Raw genomic sequence first — 15,704 nt, 5'->3', positions numbered from 1 at the left:
CCAGGGGCGCGGACGGCCTGGGCGGCGACGGGCGCGACCTCGGCAAGGAGCGGGTCGCCGACGTCCACGGTGTGGCCGACCTCCTCGAAGTACGGGGCGAAGGCGACCTCCTTGCGGGTGACGGCCAGCGCGGTGGTCACCCCGCCCCGGGTGACGCACTCCACCGACACCTCGGGGCCGTCCAGGTACTCCTCGACCAGCACCCCGCTGCCCTCCGGACCCTGCTCACCGGCCCCGGCCACGGCGAACTCCCAGGCAGCGGGAAGCTCCTCGACGGCGTCCACGCGGACCACGCCGATGCTGGCCGCGTGCGAGGAGGGCTTGAGCACGACCGGGAAGCCGGTGAACCGCGCGACGAGAGTCGCCTCGGCAAGGGTGTGCACCCGGGTGGAGATCGCCGAGGGAACGCCGTGCTCGGCGAACCGCCGACGGCCGGTCGCCTTGTCTCGGCAGGCGGTCATCGCCTCGGCGCTGTTGCCGGCCACGCCGAGGCGGGCGGCGAGTTCGGCGGCCGGCACGAGTGCGTACTCGTCCCAGGTGACCACCCCGGCGATCGGGTGCCGGGCGGCGAGAGCCAGACCGGCCGCGACCACGGCCTGCGGATCCTGGGGATCGGCGACCTCGTGGTCGACCACCAGGTGCTGCAGTGCGGACGGCGGCTTGGTGTCGATCAACGCGATCGGGTACGCGGCGGCGGCCTGCTCGAAGCAGTAGCCCCGGTACACGGGATCGGCACCGCCGACGACGACCAGCAGCGGACGAGCGGAACGGGACATGGAAGAACCTCCGTAGAGCGGGAGCGGGAGCGGGAAGAGGAAGAGGAGAAGATGAGGAACACCGGGTCGTTCGAGGACCCGTTACGAGGCGGGCACCGGCTGGGGCGGTGCGCATTCGGCCTGGTGGCGGCGCAGGCCGGCGAAGCACGCGCTCAGCGCCAGGCCCTGGACGGCGGCGCATGCCAGCAGCAGGTGGGGGATCCCGGCCGGGGGAACGAGCGCGATCAGGGCGCCGGCCAGCGGGAGCGGCAGCAGCACCAGGATGATCGTCACCGCCAGCGTCGAACCGTACGCCTGGGCCGGGATGAGGCGGGCCCGCAGGGTGCGCAGCACGACCGTCATGGCCCCTTCACTGGCCATGACCACCGCCACCGTCACGGTGTACGCGGGGAAGGTGGGGGCCAGCGCGGTCGCCAGGCACGCCATCGTGGCGAGTGCGCCCGTGGATGCGCCGACCGGCCAGATACCGAAGCGGTCGATCGCCCGGCGGCTGATCCACACGGCGAGCAGGGTGGCCACGGCTGCCGCGCTCCACACCGCCCCCACGGCGGCGGTTGAGGAGTGGAAGTGGCGCACGACGGTGATCGGGGCGGCGGCCTGCAGCACCCCGGTGGCCAGGTCGGAGGCGGCCAGACCGCCCACCAGCCAGACCAGCGCCGGCGTACGGCGAAGGGCCGCCCACCCGGTCCGAAGGCTGCTGGAAGTCGGCTGGTGATCGACGCCGCTGACGTGGCCCGAGGCGGTCGCCGCCGCGGTCAGGGACAGCAGCGCGATGACCGTCAGCAGCGCGGTGTAGGAGACCAGGAGCAGCAGGCCGCCCAGGAGCGGGCCGAGGAGAATCGCGCCCTGGTCGATACCGGTCTGCGCGGCCTGCACCCAGTGGGCCGCGTCGCCCATCCGGCGGCCGGCCTCGGCGCCCAGGGTCTCCATCGCGACGAAGGAGACCTCCGCTAGCAGCCCGGAGACCGAACCGAAGGCCAGCACCACCCCGGTCGTCACTGTCCCGGCGCCGGGCAGGACGAACAGCAGCACGCCGGCCCCGGCGACCACCACGGTGCGGACCAGGTTCGAGACCTGGAAGACGCGGCCGGCGCCCCACCGGTCGACGAGCGTCCCGGCGAAGGTGAAGGCGCCCAGCCGGGGCATCCACTCCAGCACGAAGGCCAGGCCGGTCAGCGCGGTGGAGCCGGTGGTGACCAGGACAAGGAGCGGCACCGCGTAGTGGGCGGTCGCACTGGCGAGGGCGTCGACCGCCCGCATCACATAGGCGCGCGACAGACCGGCGCCGGACGTGGACGAAGAGAGCACTCGGGTCACCGTCGCGGACCGGGAGTGTACGAGGGGCGCGCGGCCGTGCCGGCGGTCGTCGTCTCGCCACTGGAGGACGGGGACAGATTGGCCTTGGCCACGGCCGGCGACGTGGCCAGAGCGGCACCCCGGTGATCGGGCAGCACCGAGGAACGGGCCCGCGACCCGGCCGGGGAGGCATGGCCGACACGGCGCAGCTCGGCATCGGAGTCGACGAGTTCTGACTGCGCCACGCTGACGAACTCCGCAGCCAAGCCGAACCGGTCGGCGAGTGCGTACGCCTCCTCGTCGAGGTCGTTGATGTGCTCGCCCGCCACCTCCAGCGCTTCGCGGACACGCTCCAGGGCCCCGTGCTCGGGGTGGAGGAGGTGGTCGAGGGCCCGCTGGAGATCGGCCCCGTTCTCGGCCGCCCGGATCCGATCGGTGATCTGAAGCAGCTCCGCCCCGGCGGCATACGGCCCGAGGACAGGCACCGGAGGACTCATTCGGGCCGGGTCCAGGGAGGGCGGGAGGGTGACCTGGTAGCGGGCGGCGCGGAGCATCTCGACCGCGTGGCTGGCGATGGCGACCTTGTCGGCGACCGGCATGGTGGTCGGAAGACGGTGGCGCCGGCCGTGCCAGTCGTCGATCTGCTGGAAGCCGGCGTGCTTCAGGAGCTGGGCGGAGAGATCGTCGGTGGCGCCCTTGGCCACGACGCTGCCGCTGAACTCGGACGTGATGATGATCGAAGGGGCAGGCACACGGGCCTCCTGGACGCGGGGAGTCGGATCGACACGGGAGAGGATCCGCAGAAACCGCGATTTGGCCCGGCCGGAGATCGCTGGTAGACGCCGCCCTTAGCATCACGGCCATGCGAAGCGCCTTGATCGGCTACTGGCTCGGGACTGATGCTCGACCAGCGCTCATCGCCGGAAGCTGGGAGCGCAGGAGAGCCTGCGGCGGCGCTCCGGCGCAGGGGGGTGACGTCCGGGGTGTCGATGACCCCGTCGGTCGTGGGGTGCGCGAGAGTCAGGCCATGACGCAGGTAACGGTCCGACTGCCGAATGGCCGACTCGACATCACGGCCTTGAACGTCTCGTTCGCCGAACTCCCCATCGCCAGCGCGTCGCCTTCGGTGGTGCGCGGGTTCGGGGGTGACTTGGACGAGCTGGGGGAAACACTGCGGGAGTGCTTCGCCGACGGCGCCTCGTGGTGCCAGGTGGGCAACACCGTCCACACGGTGTCCGACGGGGATGCCGAGATCCGGCTGGTGCCGCAGGCGGATACGCCGAACTGGCATGTGGACTACTTCCATGCCGGATGGGGATCTCGCGACGGCAAGCGGATCCCGCCGGAGTGTCGGCTGCAGTACGCCCGGTACGTGGACCGCAGGTCCGAAGCACGCGAAGCCTGCCTCCAAGGCAAGGACCTGCGCGCGGCAGCGGCCAAGGACGGACCCGAGGGCGTCGACCGACTGGTGCGGCACCACTGCGCCCAGCTCGCCGAATGGCACGAGGCCCTGGATGAACTGATCCGTTCGGTACAGACTGCCTCGGACCTCCCGGAGTGGGCGGAAACCGCCGTCAAGGCAGAACTGCTGGACTGGCATCGGACTCGCGAGTACCTGACGAGTGCCGTGCTCGAATACCACCACGGCGACACCGGGCCACGGCCCGAAACCGTATGGGGCAATCTGTGCTTCGAATTCTCCACGAACTCGCTAGAGCTGGTACCCGATCCTTAGCTCCGGCCTATGGTCGAAGGCGACAACTTCCCTGCCTCGTCGGCCGAAGGACGTTACGCTCTGTGGGGTCGAGGGGGGTGAGTAGTGGAGAGCGGTGAAGTACTGAACGGTCGTTACGAGTTGGTCGAGCGACTGGGCGACAGCCGCGCCAGAGAAGTTTGGGCGGGGCGCGATCTGAGTCACGGGCGAGAGGTGGCTATCAAGCTGCTGCGCCGCCGCGAAGGGACGGGGGCGCGAACCGATCTGGCTGCCCGCTTCAAGAACGAGGTCGAGCGCTTGGCGGCCGTGGGTGAGCCCCACATCGCTCCGTTGTATGACTACAGGAGCGACACGACGAGCGACGGGCCCGTCGAGTACATCGTGTCGGAGCTGGTACATGGGCGCACTCTGGCCGAGGAGACCAAGGACGTGCTGCCGCCCCTGCCGAAGGTGCTGTCGTTCACTGTGCAGATCCTCCTCGCGCTACGTGCCGCGCACAGCGAGAACATTGTCCACCGTGATCTCCACCCTGCGAACATCATGATCGAGGACTCCGGCCACGTGAAGGTGCTGGACTTCGGCGTCTCGCTGCTCAACGACACAAGATTCGTTGAGGATCTCGATGCAGGCATACCGGTATACCTAGCTCCCGAGCAGTCCACCTCCGGGGCGCTGGACCGTGGCGTCGATGTGTACGCGCTCGGCTGCGTGATGTACGAAATGCTCACGGGAAGCACGCCGTTCGATCGCGGACTGAAACGCGGACGGCTCCAGTGGAGCACGGTGCATGACCTGCCAGCCCCTCCCAGCAGGTTCCGGCCGTCCGTACCGGCCGAGCTGGATCAGCTAGTGCTGCGTCTCATGGCCACAGATCCGAAGGATCGGCCGAGGAGCGTGGAAGACGTTCTCAACTTGCTCCGCAGGTTCACACCGGAGGCTGCCAGCAACTCGGGCGAGCACGATGAGGATTCGGCGAGGAACGGAAGGCATTACACGCCCCAGAGCGTGGTGGACCGGATCGCCTCGGATGTCTATCGAGATCTGCACAGCGGGATCATCGACATGGCGTCGGTGAGGGAAATGGATCCATCGCTGAGCATCGGGCTCGAGTTTGGGAGCGTCGAGCCAGCCCCCTCCCCCTTGGATCCCGAGCCCTATGAGGAGGACGCGGCCTCGGCTGCCGCGTCGCTTGACGAGGCGCTCGCGCGTCTGTTTCTGCGACTAGGCCCACCACCGGAGTTGGCCGAGATGGAGATCACCTCAATGGGGTCCGATGGCGGAGGGGCGCAGGGATGACGACGGGACCGACCGAGAGTCTGCCGGTGCCGCAGGAGGACCCGATCATCACCGCAGGGCTTGGAATTGCGGCGAAATGGGGCGAAGTCCTGGGTGCGGAGAAACTCGATGTCGCGCTGAAGGCCATGGAGCCGCAGTTGAAGCGGGAACACCAGCTTCGACTGCGGCAGTTGGAGAACCAACGGCTACGCGCCGAGCAGGAGGACGCCCGCGCCGAAGCTGAGCGTGAGCGGGCCGCAGCCTTGGCGAAAGCAGAAGGCGAGCGGGCGGCGCGGGATGCGGAGAAACGCCGCAACCACGTGTTCCGCATGAGCGGGCTGATCACGGGCGCCGTGCTCGCGCTGTGCCTGCTGGGAGCTGGGGTAGCCGTCGCGCCGGCTCAACCCTGGTTGGCTGCTGGGCTCTGTGGGCCAAGCCTCCTGGCAGTTCTCAAGATCGTGGTGCTGCGCCGCAGTGACGCGGCAGACATGAAGGCCACCGAACGTATTGCCCGGGAGGCGGCGGCTTCCGCAGCTCCACCTCTCGTCCCGTAGCCGGGCAATTATTGCCCCTGTGACCCCGATGGTCTCGGTGCGCACTGGGGCCCCGCCAAGAGGCAGCGCGGACTCAGGCGGGGCACCAGACGGTCAGAAGTGGGGGTTCTCGGTCGGCCGGTCGGCCCCGGTGGCGGCCTGGAGCAGCTCGGCGAGGTCTTCCGGCTGGGAGAAGCGCTGGTCGATCCACCACCCGGCACGGGTGACGGTACGGGCGCTGTCCTCAATCTCCTCCCACTCAGCCACGCTGGTGCCGCCTTCGACGACCAGAGCGGTGTGGGCGGCGTCCATGATCTGGTGACGGCAGCGCACACCCCAGGGGACGGACCGCTCGGTCCCCTCCAGGGGCGGCATCCGGAACTTCACCGCCCAGGCGTCGGACTCCTCCTGCCTGGCCTTGAGCCAGTCGGCCTTGTCCTGCTCGGTGCGCTCGTTGGCGTCGGCCCGCCAGCAGTCGGTGCTTATCTGCACTTCACCTGAACGAGTGCCTCGCTCGCCGCTTGCGTACGCGCTCACTCGCGCGGTGCGGCGGCTCGGGGCCGCCGTCCATCGGCCCTTACGGCATGTGGACGGTTCCACATGGGCAAGTAGCCGTTGCCAGGAGCGCTACCAGAGCCTGGCTAAGGCTCCTCCTCGGGTGGAACATGGGGCATGGACTTTTTCGATGCCGAAGGCACGTGGTGGCTGCCCGGACGGCAGGCAGAAGCCGTCGCTGGCAAGCTGATCTTTGATCCGGATGGGCTAAAACTCACCACCTACGGATCACTTCACGCCGTCAAAGCGCTGGAGCCCGGTGGACTGACACCGCTGGAGCTCGTCCGGGTAACTGACCCTTTGGTCTTCGGAACTTTGCGGGACCGGCGCGACATCAGTCTGATCAACGCACGTGGTGGTTACCTGCCAGACCTTCCAGCCGAAGAGGAAACCTATCGGCCAGAACTGGCCCTGATTGGCGGCCACGTCTCGCGGGCCGAGTTCTCCGAGGCTCGATTCGAAATCGATCACCTGGCCGACTGGATGGACTCACCACCACTTACGAAGCGGCAAGGAAGAGATACCTCCTTGTCTACGCAGACTGCAGAGTTGATGCAGACAGAAACTGGCGACTCTACTGTGAAGGTCATTTTGGGGGCGCACGGGAGAGTCAGCGAGGACAGTGTGCATCTCGATCAGTACTGCATGTTCACTGTCAGCACGGAGACGCCGATGGACTGGCAGAGCATGTTGGCCGAGCAAGTGCGGCCACTGCATGACCTCATGATTTTGGCGTTGGGGCGACCGCTCGCGATGAATTCCTTTTACTTGCGCCCGGCCGAGGGCGAAAATAACCCACTGTGTGAAGCCTACTTTGACACCCTCCGGCCGAAGAAAACAACCGGCTCGATCCGCCGCTACGCTTCTCCAACGTTGCTTCTAGGCAGCGACAACTCAATCGACCTCGCCGAACTCGTAACCTCATGGTTCCATTTTCGTCGACGGTTTAAAGCCGTACTGCTTCCACTGCTGAACCCATTTTTCGCCCCTTTCACATACTCAGAGCATAGGTTCGTCTCCATCTTCCAAGCCCTGGAAGCGCTTCACCAGGAAAAGGATTTGTATGACAGCGCGGATGTGACCAAAGAGCAGCACAAGCGGCGAGTGGCCGCGGTAATCGAGACGTTTGGCCAAGCTGGCCTCGAAGAGGAGACTCTTGCCTGGGCCAAGTCGGTGCTCCTGGGGCGCAACGATAAGCCGCTGAAGCAGCGGGTCAAGGAGGTAGTCGACTCAACTGGCAAGATGGGCGAAGCCATCTTGGAGCAGGCCCCTCAGTTCGCCAAATCGGTTGCTTCGGCGCGATCGGCACTTTCTCACGGTGGCGGAAATAGCCCCCTAGCTCCAGTCGCTCTCCACTGGCATGGCGAGGTTTTGCTGTGGGTCGTGCGAGCTCGGCTTCTGGCCGAGCTCGGCGTACCTGATGTTTACGAGCGAGCCCTCGGCAAAGCGCCCTTCACCTTTGCCGTGGAACAGATTGGATAGGTACTTCGTGAGCGCATGCCTCCCGCTACGCAGGGGTCTGTCAACGGCAGAACTGCTGGATTGCGGAGGGGGTCATGGTGTGGTCTCCTGCGGTGTTGTGGTGGTGCGTGGGAGAGGAATGCCAAGGTTGACGATGGGGCGATGAAGGCGCCTTCTGGCCTCGTCTCTCTTGGTTTGCAGGAGGGTGAGAGTCAGGTCGATGCCTTCGATCTCGCCGCGCCATCCTTCCGCTTCGGCCTGAGTGCGGCGATTGATGAGGTCCGTTTCGAGTTCGTCGAGTCGGCTGATCATTTTCGGGCTGACCTGGAGCATCGGGCAGCGGACGCAGGCGTGTTCGTGCTGGCATGGGGTGCCGTAGGGGCGTCCGCAGGCACCGAGTTCGACCTTGCGCTTGTCGAAATGCTCTTCGAATTCATCCCACTCGTCACTGGTGGTATCGAGGTATTCGTGGTCGGGGCGGAGCTGGCGGCGTTCGTTGAGGTGGGCGAGGTAATGGCGGATGACGTCTTCGTCGAAAACGGCGACGTAGCCGCGGGTGGTCTGGATGTTGAGGTGGCCGAGCAGCGTGGCGCCGATGTGAATGGGCAGTCCGCTGTTGACGAGCTCGGTGGTGAAGATGCGGCGGAAGTCGTGCGGGGTGAACTTGACCGAGCGAAAAGCGGGATGGTCTTCGGCGAGGTCGGTGCAGCGTCGTGCGAGCATGTTGAGGACGGTCACGGGACTGATCACGCTGCGGGTGGAGCCGATCTTGCGCTGGAACAGGAACGGCATCGGCGGGCTCCAGACCTTGTCGTGCGGGTCGAAGCGCCGCAGGATCGGGACCGGGCTGCCGTCGCGGGTGTGGCGTCGGATGACGGAAGCGATGACGTGGAACAGTTCGGCGGACATCGGGATGACGCGCTCGCGGTCGGTCTTGGACGGGCTGATGACCAGCAGGGCGATCATCTCGCCGTTGTTGCGCTGGTAGTGGCGGATGCTGAGGTGACTGACCTCGCACATCTCCTCGATGCGGGCGCCTGAGTGACGCAGGGTTTCGACCGTGGCCCAGTCCCAGAAGGCTGTCTCTTCTTCTGCTTCGACGTGGACCAGTTGCCCGGTGTCGTTCCGGACGCGGACGGGTGTGCGGTGGCCGCCGCGGGCGAGTGTGCGGTCCTCCTCGGTCAGGACGCGGCGGTAGGTGTGGCCTCCGTGGGTGAAGGGAGTGTCGGTGGCGGCTGTTGAGGCGTGTTCCAGGAGTGTGCGGGTGTGGTCGTAGCGCTCCTCGACGTGCCGGACGAGGATCGGTAGGAGTGGTTGGCGCAGACGGGTGCGGTCGGCGGACCGCTCGTTGATCCGGCGGCGGCGCTTGGCCAGTCCGCGTAGTTCGCTTGGCGGGACAGGGCATGAGGCGACCCAGGGAGCCCAGCGTTCGGGTTCGTCGGCGGCCCAGGTGTGTAGGTCGTAGTAGAAGCTGCGGACGGCAATGACGATGGTGTCGACACCGATACGGGGTTTGCCGTCGTGGCGGACGCCGATCTGCTGGCGCCAGGCGCTGTAGAGGTCGGCCGGAATGTTCAGATCGGCTTGCCCGGGGTTGATCTCCTCGATGCGGGCCCGGTAGTGGTGGGCGACGTTGCGGACGAGGTGGACCAAGGAGGCGTAGTCGGTGTCGGACTTGCGGCGGTGGAAGTAGTCGAGCAGGAGCTGGCGGACGCTCTGGTTGCGGATGGTGTGGCGGTCGACGAGTTCCTCGAGGGTGAGCTGGCCGCGGTGCAGGGCCTGACGCAGGGTGGCGGGTGTGCTGGGTGCGAAGTGGCCCATGGCGTGCAGGACGTTCCAGGCAGCATGCCCGGCGAACACGTTGGCGTCCTTCTTGCCGGGCCGTAGAACAGCCTTCGCCGTGCGTGAGGCGTGGGCGTGGTGGAGCAGGGCCGCCGGGCTGAGGTCGACGAAGCCGATGCCCTGGACCGTGAGCAGGCAGCACACGTCGAAGAGCGCTTCGCGTTTATGGGGCCAGGAGAAGTCATGGTGAGCGACCTGGGCGGCGTACCTCTTCAGCAGGGGGTCGTTCTGGGTAGCGATGAACTGGTCGGGGAATCCGTTGAAGTTGTGCTTCTTCATCACCAACAGCGTCGGCTGGACGACGCGGAGGCAGAACAAAGCCCTGACGCCGACGCTGTACTTCTGCCCGGCCCGGTTGGTGCCCAGGTCAGCGGCCGTGATCTCGCCGCGGCCCAGCGGGCTGGCATCCCAGCGCTGCTGCCACGTGCTGCCATCGAACCCGCCCAAGTAGGCCAGGACGCGGCGGGTGGAGGCCCGGTGCTGAGCAGTGGTGGGCGCGGCGGCATCCGGGGAGAGATCGTGCGCGAGCTGGCCGATGAGCTGTGGTGTGGCGGCGGACAGGTCCCCGAAGGGGCGCGGCACGGTGGTCGCCGAGGCCGGTCGGGCCTCGATCTGGCTGGAGGCGGAACTGCTGGCGAGGGCCGGCTCGTCGCCGGTGTGAGTGTGGCGGCGGCTGACTCCGGTGGTGGGACGGGCGAGGTCAGGCACCGAACACCGCCTCGATGTCCGCTGCGGCGTAGCCCGCGGGGTAGTGCCGGGCCGGTCGGGGCGTGGCGTAATGCTCGGTGAGTTTGTCGAAGAGTTCCTCGATGTGGACGGCCAGATAGCGGTTGGTGGTCTGGATGTCGGCGTGCCGCGTGATCGTCTGAACCTCGGGAAGCGTGAGTTTCCCGCCATTGGCCATGCGGTAGGCGGCGGTGTGTCGTAGATCGTGCAGGGACCAGTTCGTTCCCAGCAGGGTGTTCGCCCGCTGCATGACACGGCGCATGGCCCAGTAGGTCAGCGAGCGGTCGGGGCCTCGGCGGGCCCTCCAGAGGGGTCCGCCATCGGCGGGTGTGCCGGCCGCGTCGAGGTAGAGGGCCAGGCGGAACAGGCCCTGCGGGGAGACCGGGACTGCTTCCCTGGCCCGGGTGCCTTTGGTGATCACATAGATCCGCTGGCCGGACCAGTCGATGTCGCCGACGGTGATGCCGAGGAGTTCCTTGGCGCGTGCGCCGCTGGAGACGAAGATCTCCAGCAGTGCTCGGTCCCGGTCGCAGTTCATCGCGGTGAACAGTTCGTCCCACAGCCGGTCGGGAATCGACCGCGGCGACCGGTCGGGCACTCGCTGTCGCAGCCGGGCCCGGCCCACCACCGGCGTAGGTTCCAGCGGACTGCGGTGCCCCAGTGCGCGGCGCCGCTGAGCCGAGTGCGGCACCGGGTTGACGACCGGGCCGCGGCCGTGATGGGCGTGGAACTCGTAGAACCCGCTGATCACCGTCAGAGCGTGCTTGATGGTGCGTGGCGCGTACCCGGCGCGCAGGGATGCCTTGCCCGTGCGGAGATTGACCGTCCCGGCCACCGGAGCATCGGCCCGGTGCCGCTGACGCTGCGGGTTGGCGGCCAAGCGCAGCCAGCCCGTCAGCACCGCGACCTCCGACTCCGTCGCCCGCTCCCACCCGGTGCCCAGCAACCACAGCAGGCGGAACCACCGCAGCATCCCGTAGCCGTAGCCGTAGCTACGGCAGGTCAGCGGGCTGGAATCTCCAAGCGCCAGGTCCCGCAGAAACGCGGTGACCGGCTCGACCTCGACCCCCGTCGCATCGAGCACCGCGTACGGCGGATGTGCCCGGTTCACCTCCACCACTCGTCCAACGCGAGGAATGGCCTGTCGGCCCTCCATCAACTCATCGCGTACACCCATCGCTTGCTCCTCAATCGCGGCCTGTTACGCCGTGACCAACGAGGCGAGGATGGTGCAGTTAACAGAGCACTTCTGCTTGGCGAGCCATTCGGCGAACCCGGCCCGGCGGTCGGCCGGACGGTCGGTCAGATCGCGGTCGTCCTGGTGACCGCAGGCGTAGTGGATCGGCCAGATGGTCTTCACGGCCATGGGACTACTTCCTTAAGGGGTGTTGGATCAGCGGTCGCGAGAGAACGCGATGCGGGGGTCGACCGGCCGGACAGCCGCAGGGGCGACGGGGGCGGGGACCGGCGCCTTGCCCGGAAGGCCGGCGCGGGCCGGGCTGGCGGCGAGCGCGGCGGCGCTGATCGGAGACGTACGAGCGGCGACCTGGCCACGCTCACGGGGCGCGGCTGGTACGGGAGCAGCGCGGCGGCGCGCTACGACGTCCTGGGCGAGATGGGGCTGCACCGCGACCTGGACGCCGGAGCGGTGCAGCGCCATCGTGGCGCCGGCGACCTTTCCCAGCGCCTCGTCCCGGCCGGTGGTGGCGGGCAGCGCGTAGATGTCCAGGTGCGGGTCGTGTCGCCAGCCGTGTTCGATCAGGGCGAGCCCGGTGAGTCCGGAGGCGCGGCTGTCGAGGGCCGCGACGATCCCGAGCCGCGGATGCTCGGCGAAGGCGACCGCGGGCTCACCGAGCGCAGGCCGGTCCTGTCCGGGCGCCGTCCCGGGCGCGAGCGAGGGGTTGAACACGGCGTCCGCGTCGACCCGGAAGCCGGCGTTGCGCAGCAGGGTGACGGTACGGGCGGTACGACCTGCGCCGTCGCGCTGCTGATCGGCCAGGGCGTACAGGGTCGGTTCGCCCGGGACGGGGTGGAAGTCGAGGCGCTCCAGCATCCACGTACTGGCCGGCAGGTTCTTCGGGTTGGCGGCGACGATGCCGTAGTCGGGGTGGTGGCCGACCGCTACGTCGGGGAGCGGTTCTTGATCGGGGATGGGCATGGCGGATCCGTCCGGTACGGGCTCGAAGGCAGGGGTGGTCGAGGGCCGGAACGGTTCTGCTGGTGCGGGGCACAGGGGGACTCCGGTACGGGAAGGCGGTCAGCGGCCGGGAGTGGACGAGGGACGTGCGGGCGGTGGCGCGGTGCGCGCGGACAGTCCCGCCGGCGGACCGGCCCGGACCGTGCGCCGCCCGGCCGACGGCGACGGTGCGAGCGCGGCACTCACACGTGACGAGACCGCCTGAGTCGCCGGCGCCTTTTCGGGCTGGGGGATGTGGCGGTCGGCCAGGTCGTTGCGTATCGCCTGAAGTCTGCTCGCGTAGGAGTCCAGGTCCTCGGCGATGAGGCGCAGGCGGTCCGCGTAACGGTGATCGGCCGTGCCACCCATCCCCTCCCACCAGTCGGCTGTCGTGTCGAGGACCTCGACGACCCGCTGGAGAACGCCGTCGCCGGGTGCGGTCAGCTCGCTCAGCGCGGCGACGGCTTCGCTCGTGTGCGTCGCTCCCTGGACGGACTGGGCCAGGCGTCCGAGACGGTCGCCGAGGCTCATCTCGTGGCCCTGGGGTCGGGGAAGGCCGGCGACCGTGAGGGACGGGTCGCAGACGAAGTGGAAGCCTTCGGCCTGCAGCATGTTGATGGCCCGAGTCACCGCCAGCCGCTGCTCGGCCGGATCGGTCATGGCCGAGGGAAGCCGGTGGTGGTGCACACCGTCGAACGCCACGGCGGGCACGAAGCCCGCCCGGTAGAGCACCGTGCCGGCGGCCTGCTCCTCGGCGGATCGTTCCTGCCCCGGGCGCGGAGCCGCGCCGAGTCGGTCTAGGCGCGCGTCGACGACGGCGAGCAGATGCGGGACACTGCCGCCGTGCTCGGAATGCAGGCCGAGGGGCTCTGAGTCGTAGATCACCTCGTACACCGCGGGCCCGCTGTCCCGGTGGCGGGTCGCCGTCCAGCTTTCGGGCCCCTCGGGATGCTCGGAGGGCGGCTCCTGCGGGGGCGAGATGATCAGCGAACTGCCGTCGGGAAGCTCGGCGTGGACGATGTAGTCGCTCAGGCCGTACTCAACGGTGCACTCCAGACCGCGCTGCCGCAGGGGAGTGGTCAGGTAGTCGTACCCGTGGTCCTCCAGGGCGGAAGGGGCGTCCACGGGCGCGAAGGACATCGCGCTGGTCCACGCGAGGACGCGTGAGCCGTCCTGTTCGAAGGTGATGAGGGCACTGTCGGGATACATGGGCCTTCTCCGTGGTCAGGGGCCCCGGACTGACGGTGTGAGCCGCAGATGTGCGCGGCTGGGCAGGGGTGGTCCACGAGGATCCGGCGATCGGCCGGTTTGGTGCCGCTGCGACTCGGTGCTAGGTCCTGTCTGATAATTGAACTTGTGGTGGGTCGTGGTGAGCTGACGGATGCGGCGTGGGGACGGATCGAGCCCCTGCTGCCGGGTATTGACGGTCGTGGGCGGCCGTGGCGAGATCACCGGCAGGTGATCAACGGGGTGTTGTGGCGGTTGCGGACCGGTGCCCCGTGGCGTGACCTGCCGGAACGCTACGGGCCGTGGCAGACGGCCTATGAACGGTTCGCCCGCTGGGAAGCGGACGGCACCTGGGCCCGTCTGCTCGAACAGGTCCAGGTCCGCGACGACTCCGTCGGAGCCGTGGAGTGGACGGTGTCGGTGGACTCCACGATCAACCGGGCCCATCAGCACGCCGCCGGCGCCCGCAAAAAGGGGCGACGGCGGGGGACGAACTGGAAAATCCGGCACGCGCGTCGGCTGGTCAGGCGCTGGGCCGGTCCCGCGGCGGGGTGACCACGAAAATTCATCTCGCCTGCGACGGCCGGGGCCTGCCCCTGGCCGTCGTCGTCACGCCCGGCAACGTCAACGACTCCACCGTCTTCGACACGGTCATGGACGAGTTGCGGGTGCCCCGGGGCGGTGCCGGGCGGCCCCGCCGCAGGCCCGACGCGGTCATCGCGGACAAGGCTTACTCGTCCCGGGCAATCCGCCGGGTCCTGCGCAGGCGAGGCATCCGGGCCGTGATCCCGGAACGGGCCGACCAGAAGGCCAACCGCCTGCGGCGAGGGAAGGCCGGGGGCAGACCGCCGGCCTTCGATCGCGAGCTCTACAAGGCACGCAACGTGGTCGAACGCTGCTTCAACCGTCTCAAGCAGTTCCGCGCGATCGCCACCCGCTTCGACAAACTCGCCGCCCGCTACAAGGCCGGAGTCCACCTCGCCGCACTCATCCTCTGGCTCCGCGAACCCGCCCAAGATCCTTTGTCAGACAGGACCTAGGCCGTGAGCCTTTTCCATCTTGATCAGGTGGCGAGTTCGAGGGCGATGACGGCACGGACGACGGCGGTGATCCGGGTGGTGCTGCAGCGGAGCTTCCGCAGGAGCCGCCAGCATTTGAGGGTGGCCATGGCGCGTTCGCCGAGGCTGCGGATCTTGGCGTGGTCCGGTTGTGACGCCGGCGCCAGCCGCGCAGGTTCTTGCCCCGGAACGGGACGCGGACAGCAGGGCCTGCGCCCTGATACGCCTTGTCCGCCCAGCACTTGATGTCGTCGGCGGCGAGAGCGGTGGGAATGCCGTGGGTCCGGGCCGCGGTCAGATCGTGTACGGCTCCGGGTAGCGCGTCCGAGGCCCAGATCAGACGGCCGGCTGGATCCGCGAGGACCTGCACGTTCATCCCGTGGTGCTTCTTCTTCCCCGAGTAGTACGGCTGGTCGGCAGCGATGCGGTCGATCGGCAGCACGGTGCCGTCGAGGATCACGTACGCCTTCTTCCGCACGGTCTGCATCGCCTGCTCCAGCGTGGGCGCCAGAGCGGCCAGGAGATCGACGGCCTCGCGTATATAGCGGCAGACCGTCGCGATTCCGACGCGGAAACCCGCTGCGAGGCGGGCGTAGGTGTCGCCGCAGCGCAAGTGGGCCAGGACGAGCAGGGCCTGCCGGCCACAGGCCAGGCGACGCCACCGGGAGCCGATCCGACGGCGGTGACCTGCGAGAAGACCGGAGAGATGTTGCAGGGCCCGGCTGGACAGATTGATACCGGACGGGTAGACAAGCACGCGAAAGCTCCTGGCGGACTGGTCATCTTGGTCGTGAACCCGTCTACCAGGAGCTTTCTTCATGCCCGCTGCCGGGGTCACCAGTCCAACCTCCCGTCAGGTTGGAAACAGCTCCGTGTATCGAAAGTGGATTTTGAACGGTGAATGATCACGGTTCATGGGGCGGGGGATCTCACAGACGAGCAGTGGGCAGTGCTGGAGCCGTTGTTGTACTGGCCGGTTGGCGGATCGGCGAAGGACGATCCGGTCCGATTCGATTCGACGAGTAGACGTGTGGTGCCCACTGGTTGTCCGAGCCGTGGGTGACA

13 protein-coding genes and 2 pseudogenes are annotated in these 15,704 nt (G+C 68.1%); 5 read left to right on the top strand and 10 right to left on the bottom strand.

What is annotated here, in order from left to right; translation table 11 throughout:
- Positions 1-125: 125 nt before the first annotated feature.
- From SACTE_RS35040 to SACTE_RS14495, 3 genes and pseudogenes are all read right to left on the bottom strand, one after another.
- Positions 126-461, bottom strand: a pseudogene (locus SACTE_RS35040) (ATP-grasp domain-containing protein); the annotation flags it as partial.
- 396 nt (positions 462-857) lie between these two features.
- On the bottom strand, positions 858-2,084 hold the full coding sequence (locus tag SACTE_RS14500; RefSeq protein WP_019992609.1) for an MFS transporter: 1,227 nt from the start codon (positions 2,082-2,084) through the stop codon (positions 858-860).
- Positions 2,085-2,089: 5 nt separating this feature from the next.
- On the bottom strand, positions 2,090-2,824 hold the full coding sequence (locus SACTE_RS14495; protein WP_014046781.1) for a hypothetical protein: 735 nt from the start codon (positions 2,822-2,824) through the stop codon (positions 2,090-2,092).
- A gap of 275 nt (positions 2,825-3,099) precedes the next feature.
- Here SACTE_RS14495 and SACTE_RS14490 point away from each other — a divergent pair, with 275 nt between their 5' ends.
- From SACTE_RS14490 to SACTE_RS14480, 3 genes are all read left to right on the top strand, one after another.
- Positions 3,100-3,807 (top strand): hypothetical protein, encoded by a 708-nt coding sequence (locus tag SACTE_RS14490; RefSeq protein ID WP_014046780.1) that lies wholly within the window; start codon positions 3,100-3,102, stop codon positions 3,805-3,807.
- A gap of 84 nt (positions 3,808-3,891) precedes the next feature.
- Positions 3,892-5,082, top strand: a complete 1,191-nt coding sequence (locus SACTE_RS14485; RefSeq protein ID WP_014046779.1) for a serine/threonine-protein kinase — start codon at positions 3,892-3,894, stop codon at positions 5,080-5,082.
- Entirely contained in the window at positions 5,079-5,615 is a 537-nt protein-coding gene (locus SACTE_RS14480) for a hypothetical protein (protein WP_014046778.1), read from the top strand. The genes SACTE_RS14485 and SACTE_RS14480 overlap by 4 nt, the downstream gene beginning before the upstream one ends.
- A 93-nt stretch (positions 5,616-5,708) precedes the next feature.
- On the opposite strand, the gene SACTE_RS14475 is transcribed toward SACTE_RS14480, so the two are convergent.
- Positions 5,709-6,086: a hypothetical protein gene (locus SACTE_RS14475; RefSeq protein WP_014046777.1), complete on the bottom strand. Its 378-nt coding sequence runs from the start codon at positions 6,084-6,086 to the stop codon at positions 5,709-5,711.
- 180 nt (positions 6,087-6,266) lie between these two features.
- Here SACTE_RS14475 and SACTE_RS14465 point away from each other — a divergent pair, with 180 nt between their 5' ends.
- On the top strand, positions 6,267-7,631 hold the full coding sequence (locus SACTE_RS14465; protein ID WP_014046776.1) for a HEPN domain-containing protein: 1,365 nt from the start codon (positions 6,267-6,269) through the stop codon (positions 7,629-7,631).
- 72 nt (positions 7,632-7,703) lie between these two features.
- Here SACTE_RS14465 and SACTE_RS14460 read toward each other — a convergent pair whose 3' ends face one another.
- The 5 genes from SACTE_RS14460 to SACTE_RS35035 form a co-directional block, all read right to left on the bottom strand.
- A complete protein-coding gene (locus SACTE_RS14460) occupies positions 7,704-10,160 on the bottom strand; it encodes a tyrosine-type recombinase/integrase (protein ID WP_014046775.1) in 2,457 nt (818 codons plus the stop codon).
- Positions 10,153-11,355, bottom strand: coding sequence for a site-specific integrase (locus SACTE_RS14455; protein WP_014046774.1), 1,203 nt, complete (start codon positions 11,353-11,355; stop codon positions 10,153-10,155). The genes SACTE_RS14460 and SACTE_RS14455 overlap by 8 nt, the downstream gene beginning before the upstream one ends.
- Positions 11,356-11,379: 24 nt before the next feature.
- Complete coding sequence (locus tag SACTE_RS34600) at positions 11,380-11,544, bottom strand: hypothetical protein (protein WP_014046773.1); 165 nt, start codon at positions 11,542-11,544, stop codon at positions 11,380-11,382.
- A 27-nt stretch (positions 11,545-11,571) separates the two neighbouring features.
- Positions 11,572-12,336, bottom strand: a complete 765-nt coding sequence (locus SACTE_RS14450) for a hypothetical protein (RefSeq protein ID WP_014046772.1) — start codon at positions 12,334-12,336, stop codon at positions 11,572-11,574.
- Between the two features lie 99 nt (positions 12,337-12,435).
- Positions 12,436-13,563 (bottom strand): hypothetical protein, encoded by a 1,128-nt coding sequence (locus tag SACTE_RS35035; RefSeq protein WP_014046771.1) that lies wholly within the window; start codon positions 13,561-13,563, stop codon positions 12,436-12,438.
- 147 nt (positions 13,564-13,710) lie between these two features.
- Here SACTE_RS35035 and SACTE_RS33215 point away from each other — a divergent pair.
- A protein-coding gene (locus SACTE_RS33215; RefSeq protein ID WP_264371068.1) for an IS5 family transposase occupies positions 13,711-14,621 on the top strand; the annotation gives its coding sequence in 2 pieces (ribosomal slippage) (positions 13,711-14,059 and positions 14,059-14,621; 912 coding nt in all).
- A gap of 23 nt (positions 14,622-14,644) precedes the next feature.
- On the opposite strand, the pseudogene SACTE_RS33210 reads toward SACTE_RS33215, so the two are convergent.
- Positions 14,645-15,396, bottom strand: a pseudogene (locus tag SACTE_RS33210) (transposase family protein).
- Between the last annotated feature and the right edge of the window lie 308 nt (positions 15,397-15,704).

It is taken from the genome of Streptomyces sp. SirexAA-E (assembly GCF_000177195.2).
GTDB classification, from domain to species: Bacteria; Actinomycetota; Actinomycetes; order Streptomycetales; family Streptomycetaceae; genus Streptomyces; species Streptomyces flavovirens.
This window is presented reverse-complemented; position numbering and strand designations above follow the sequence as displayed.

What these genes read in the sequence shown, in the direction of transcription:
- SACTE_RS14480 (WP_014046778.1), top strand. Translation starts at nt 5,079, where the DNA reads ATGACGACGGGACCGACCGAGAGTCTGCCGGTGCCGCAGGAGGACCCG.
- SACTE_RS14465 (WP_014046776.1), top strand. Translation starts at nt 6,267, where the DNA reads ATGGACTTTTTCGATGCCGAAGGCACGTGGTGGCTGCCCGGACGGCAG.
- SACTE_RS35035 (WP_014046771.1), bottom strand. Translation starts at nt 13,563, where the DNA reads ATGTATCCCGACAGTGCCCTCATCACCTTCGAACAGGACGGCTCACGC.
- SACTE_RS14455 (WP_014046774.1), bottom strand. Translation starts at nt 11,355, where the DNA reads ATGGGTGTACGCGATGAGTTGATGGAGGGCCGACAGGCCATTCCTCGC.
- SACTE_RS34600 (WP_014046773.1), bottom strand. Translation starts at nt 11,544, where the DNA reads ATGGCCGTGAAGACCATCTGGCCGATCCACTACGCCTGCGGTCACCAG.
- SACTE_RS14450 (WP_014046772.1), bottom strand. Translation starts at nt 12,336, where the DNA reads ATGCCCATCCCCGATCAAGAACCGCTCCCCGACGTAGCGGTCGGCCAC.
- SACTE_RS14490 (WP_014046780.1), top strand. Translation starts at nt 3,100, where the DNA reads ATGACGCAGGTAACGGTCCGACTGCCGAATGGCCGACTCGACATCACG.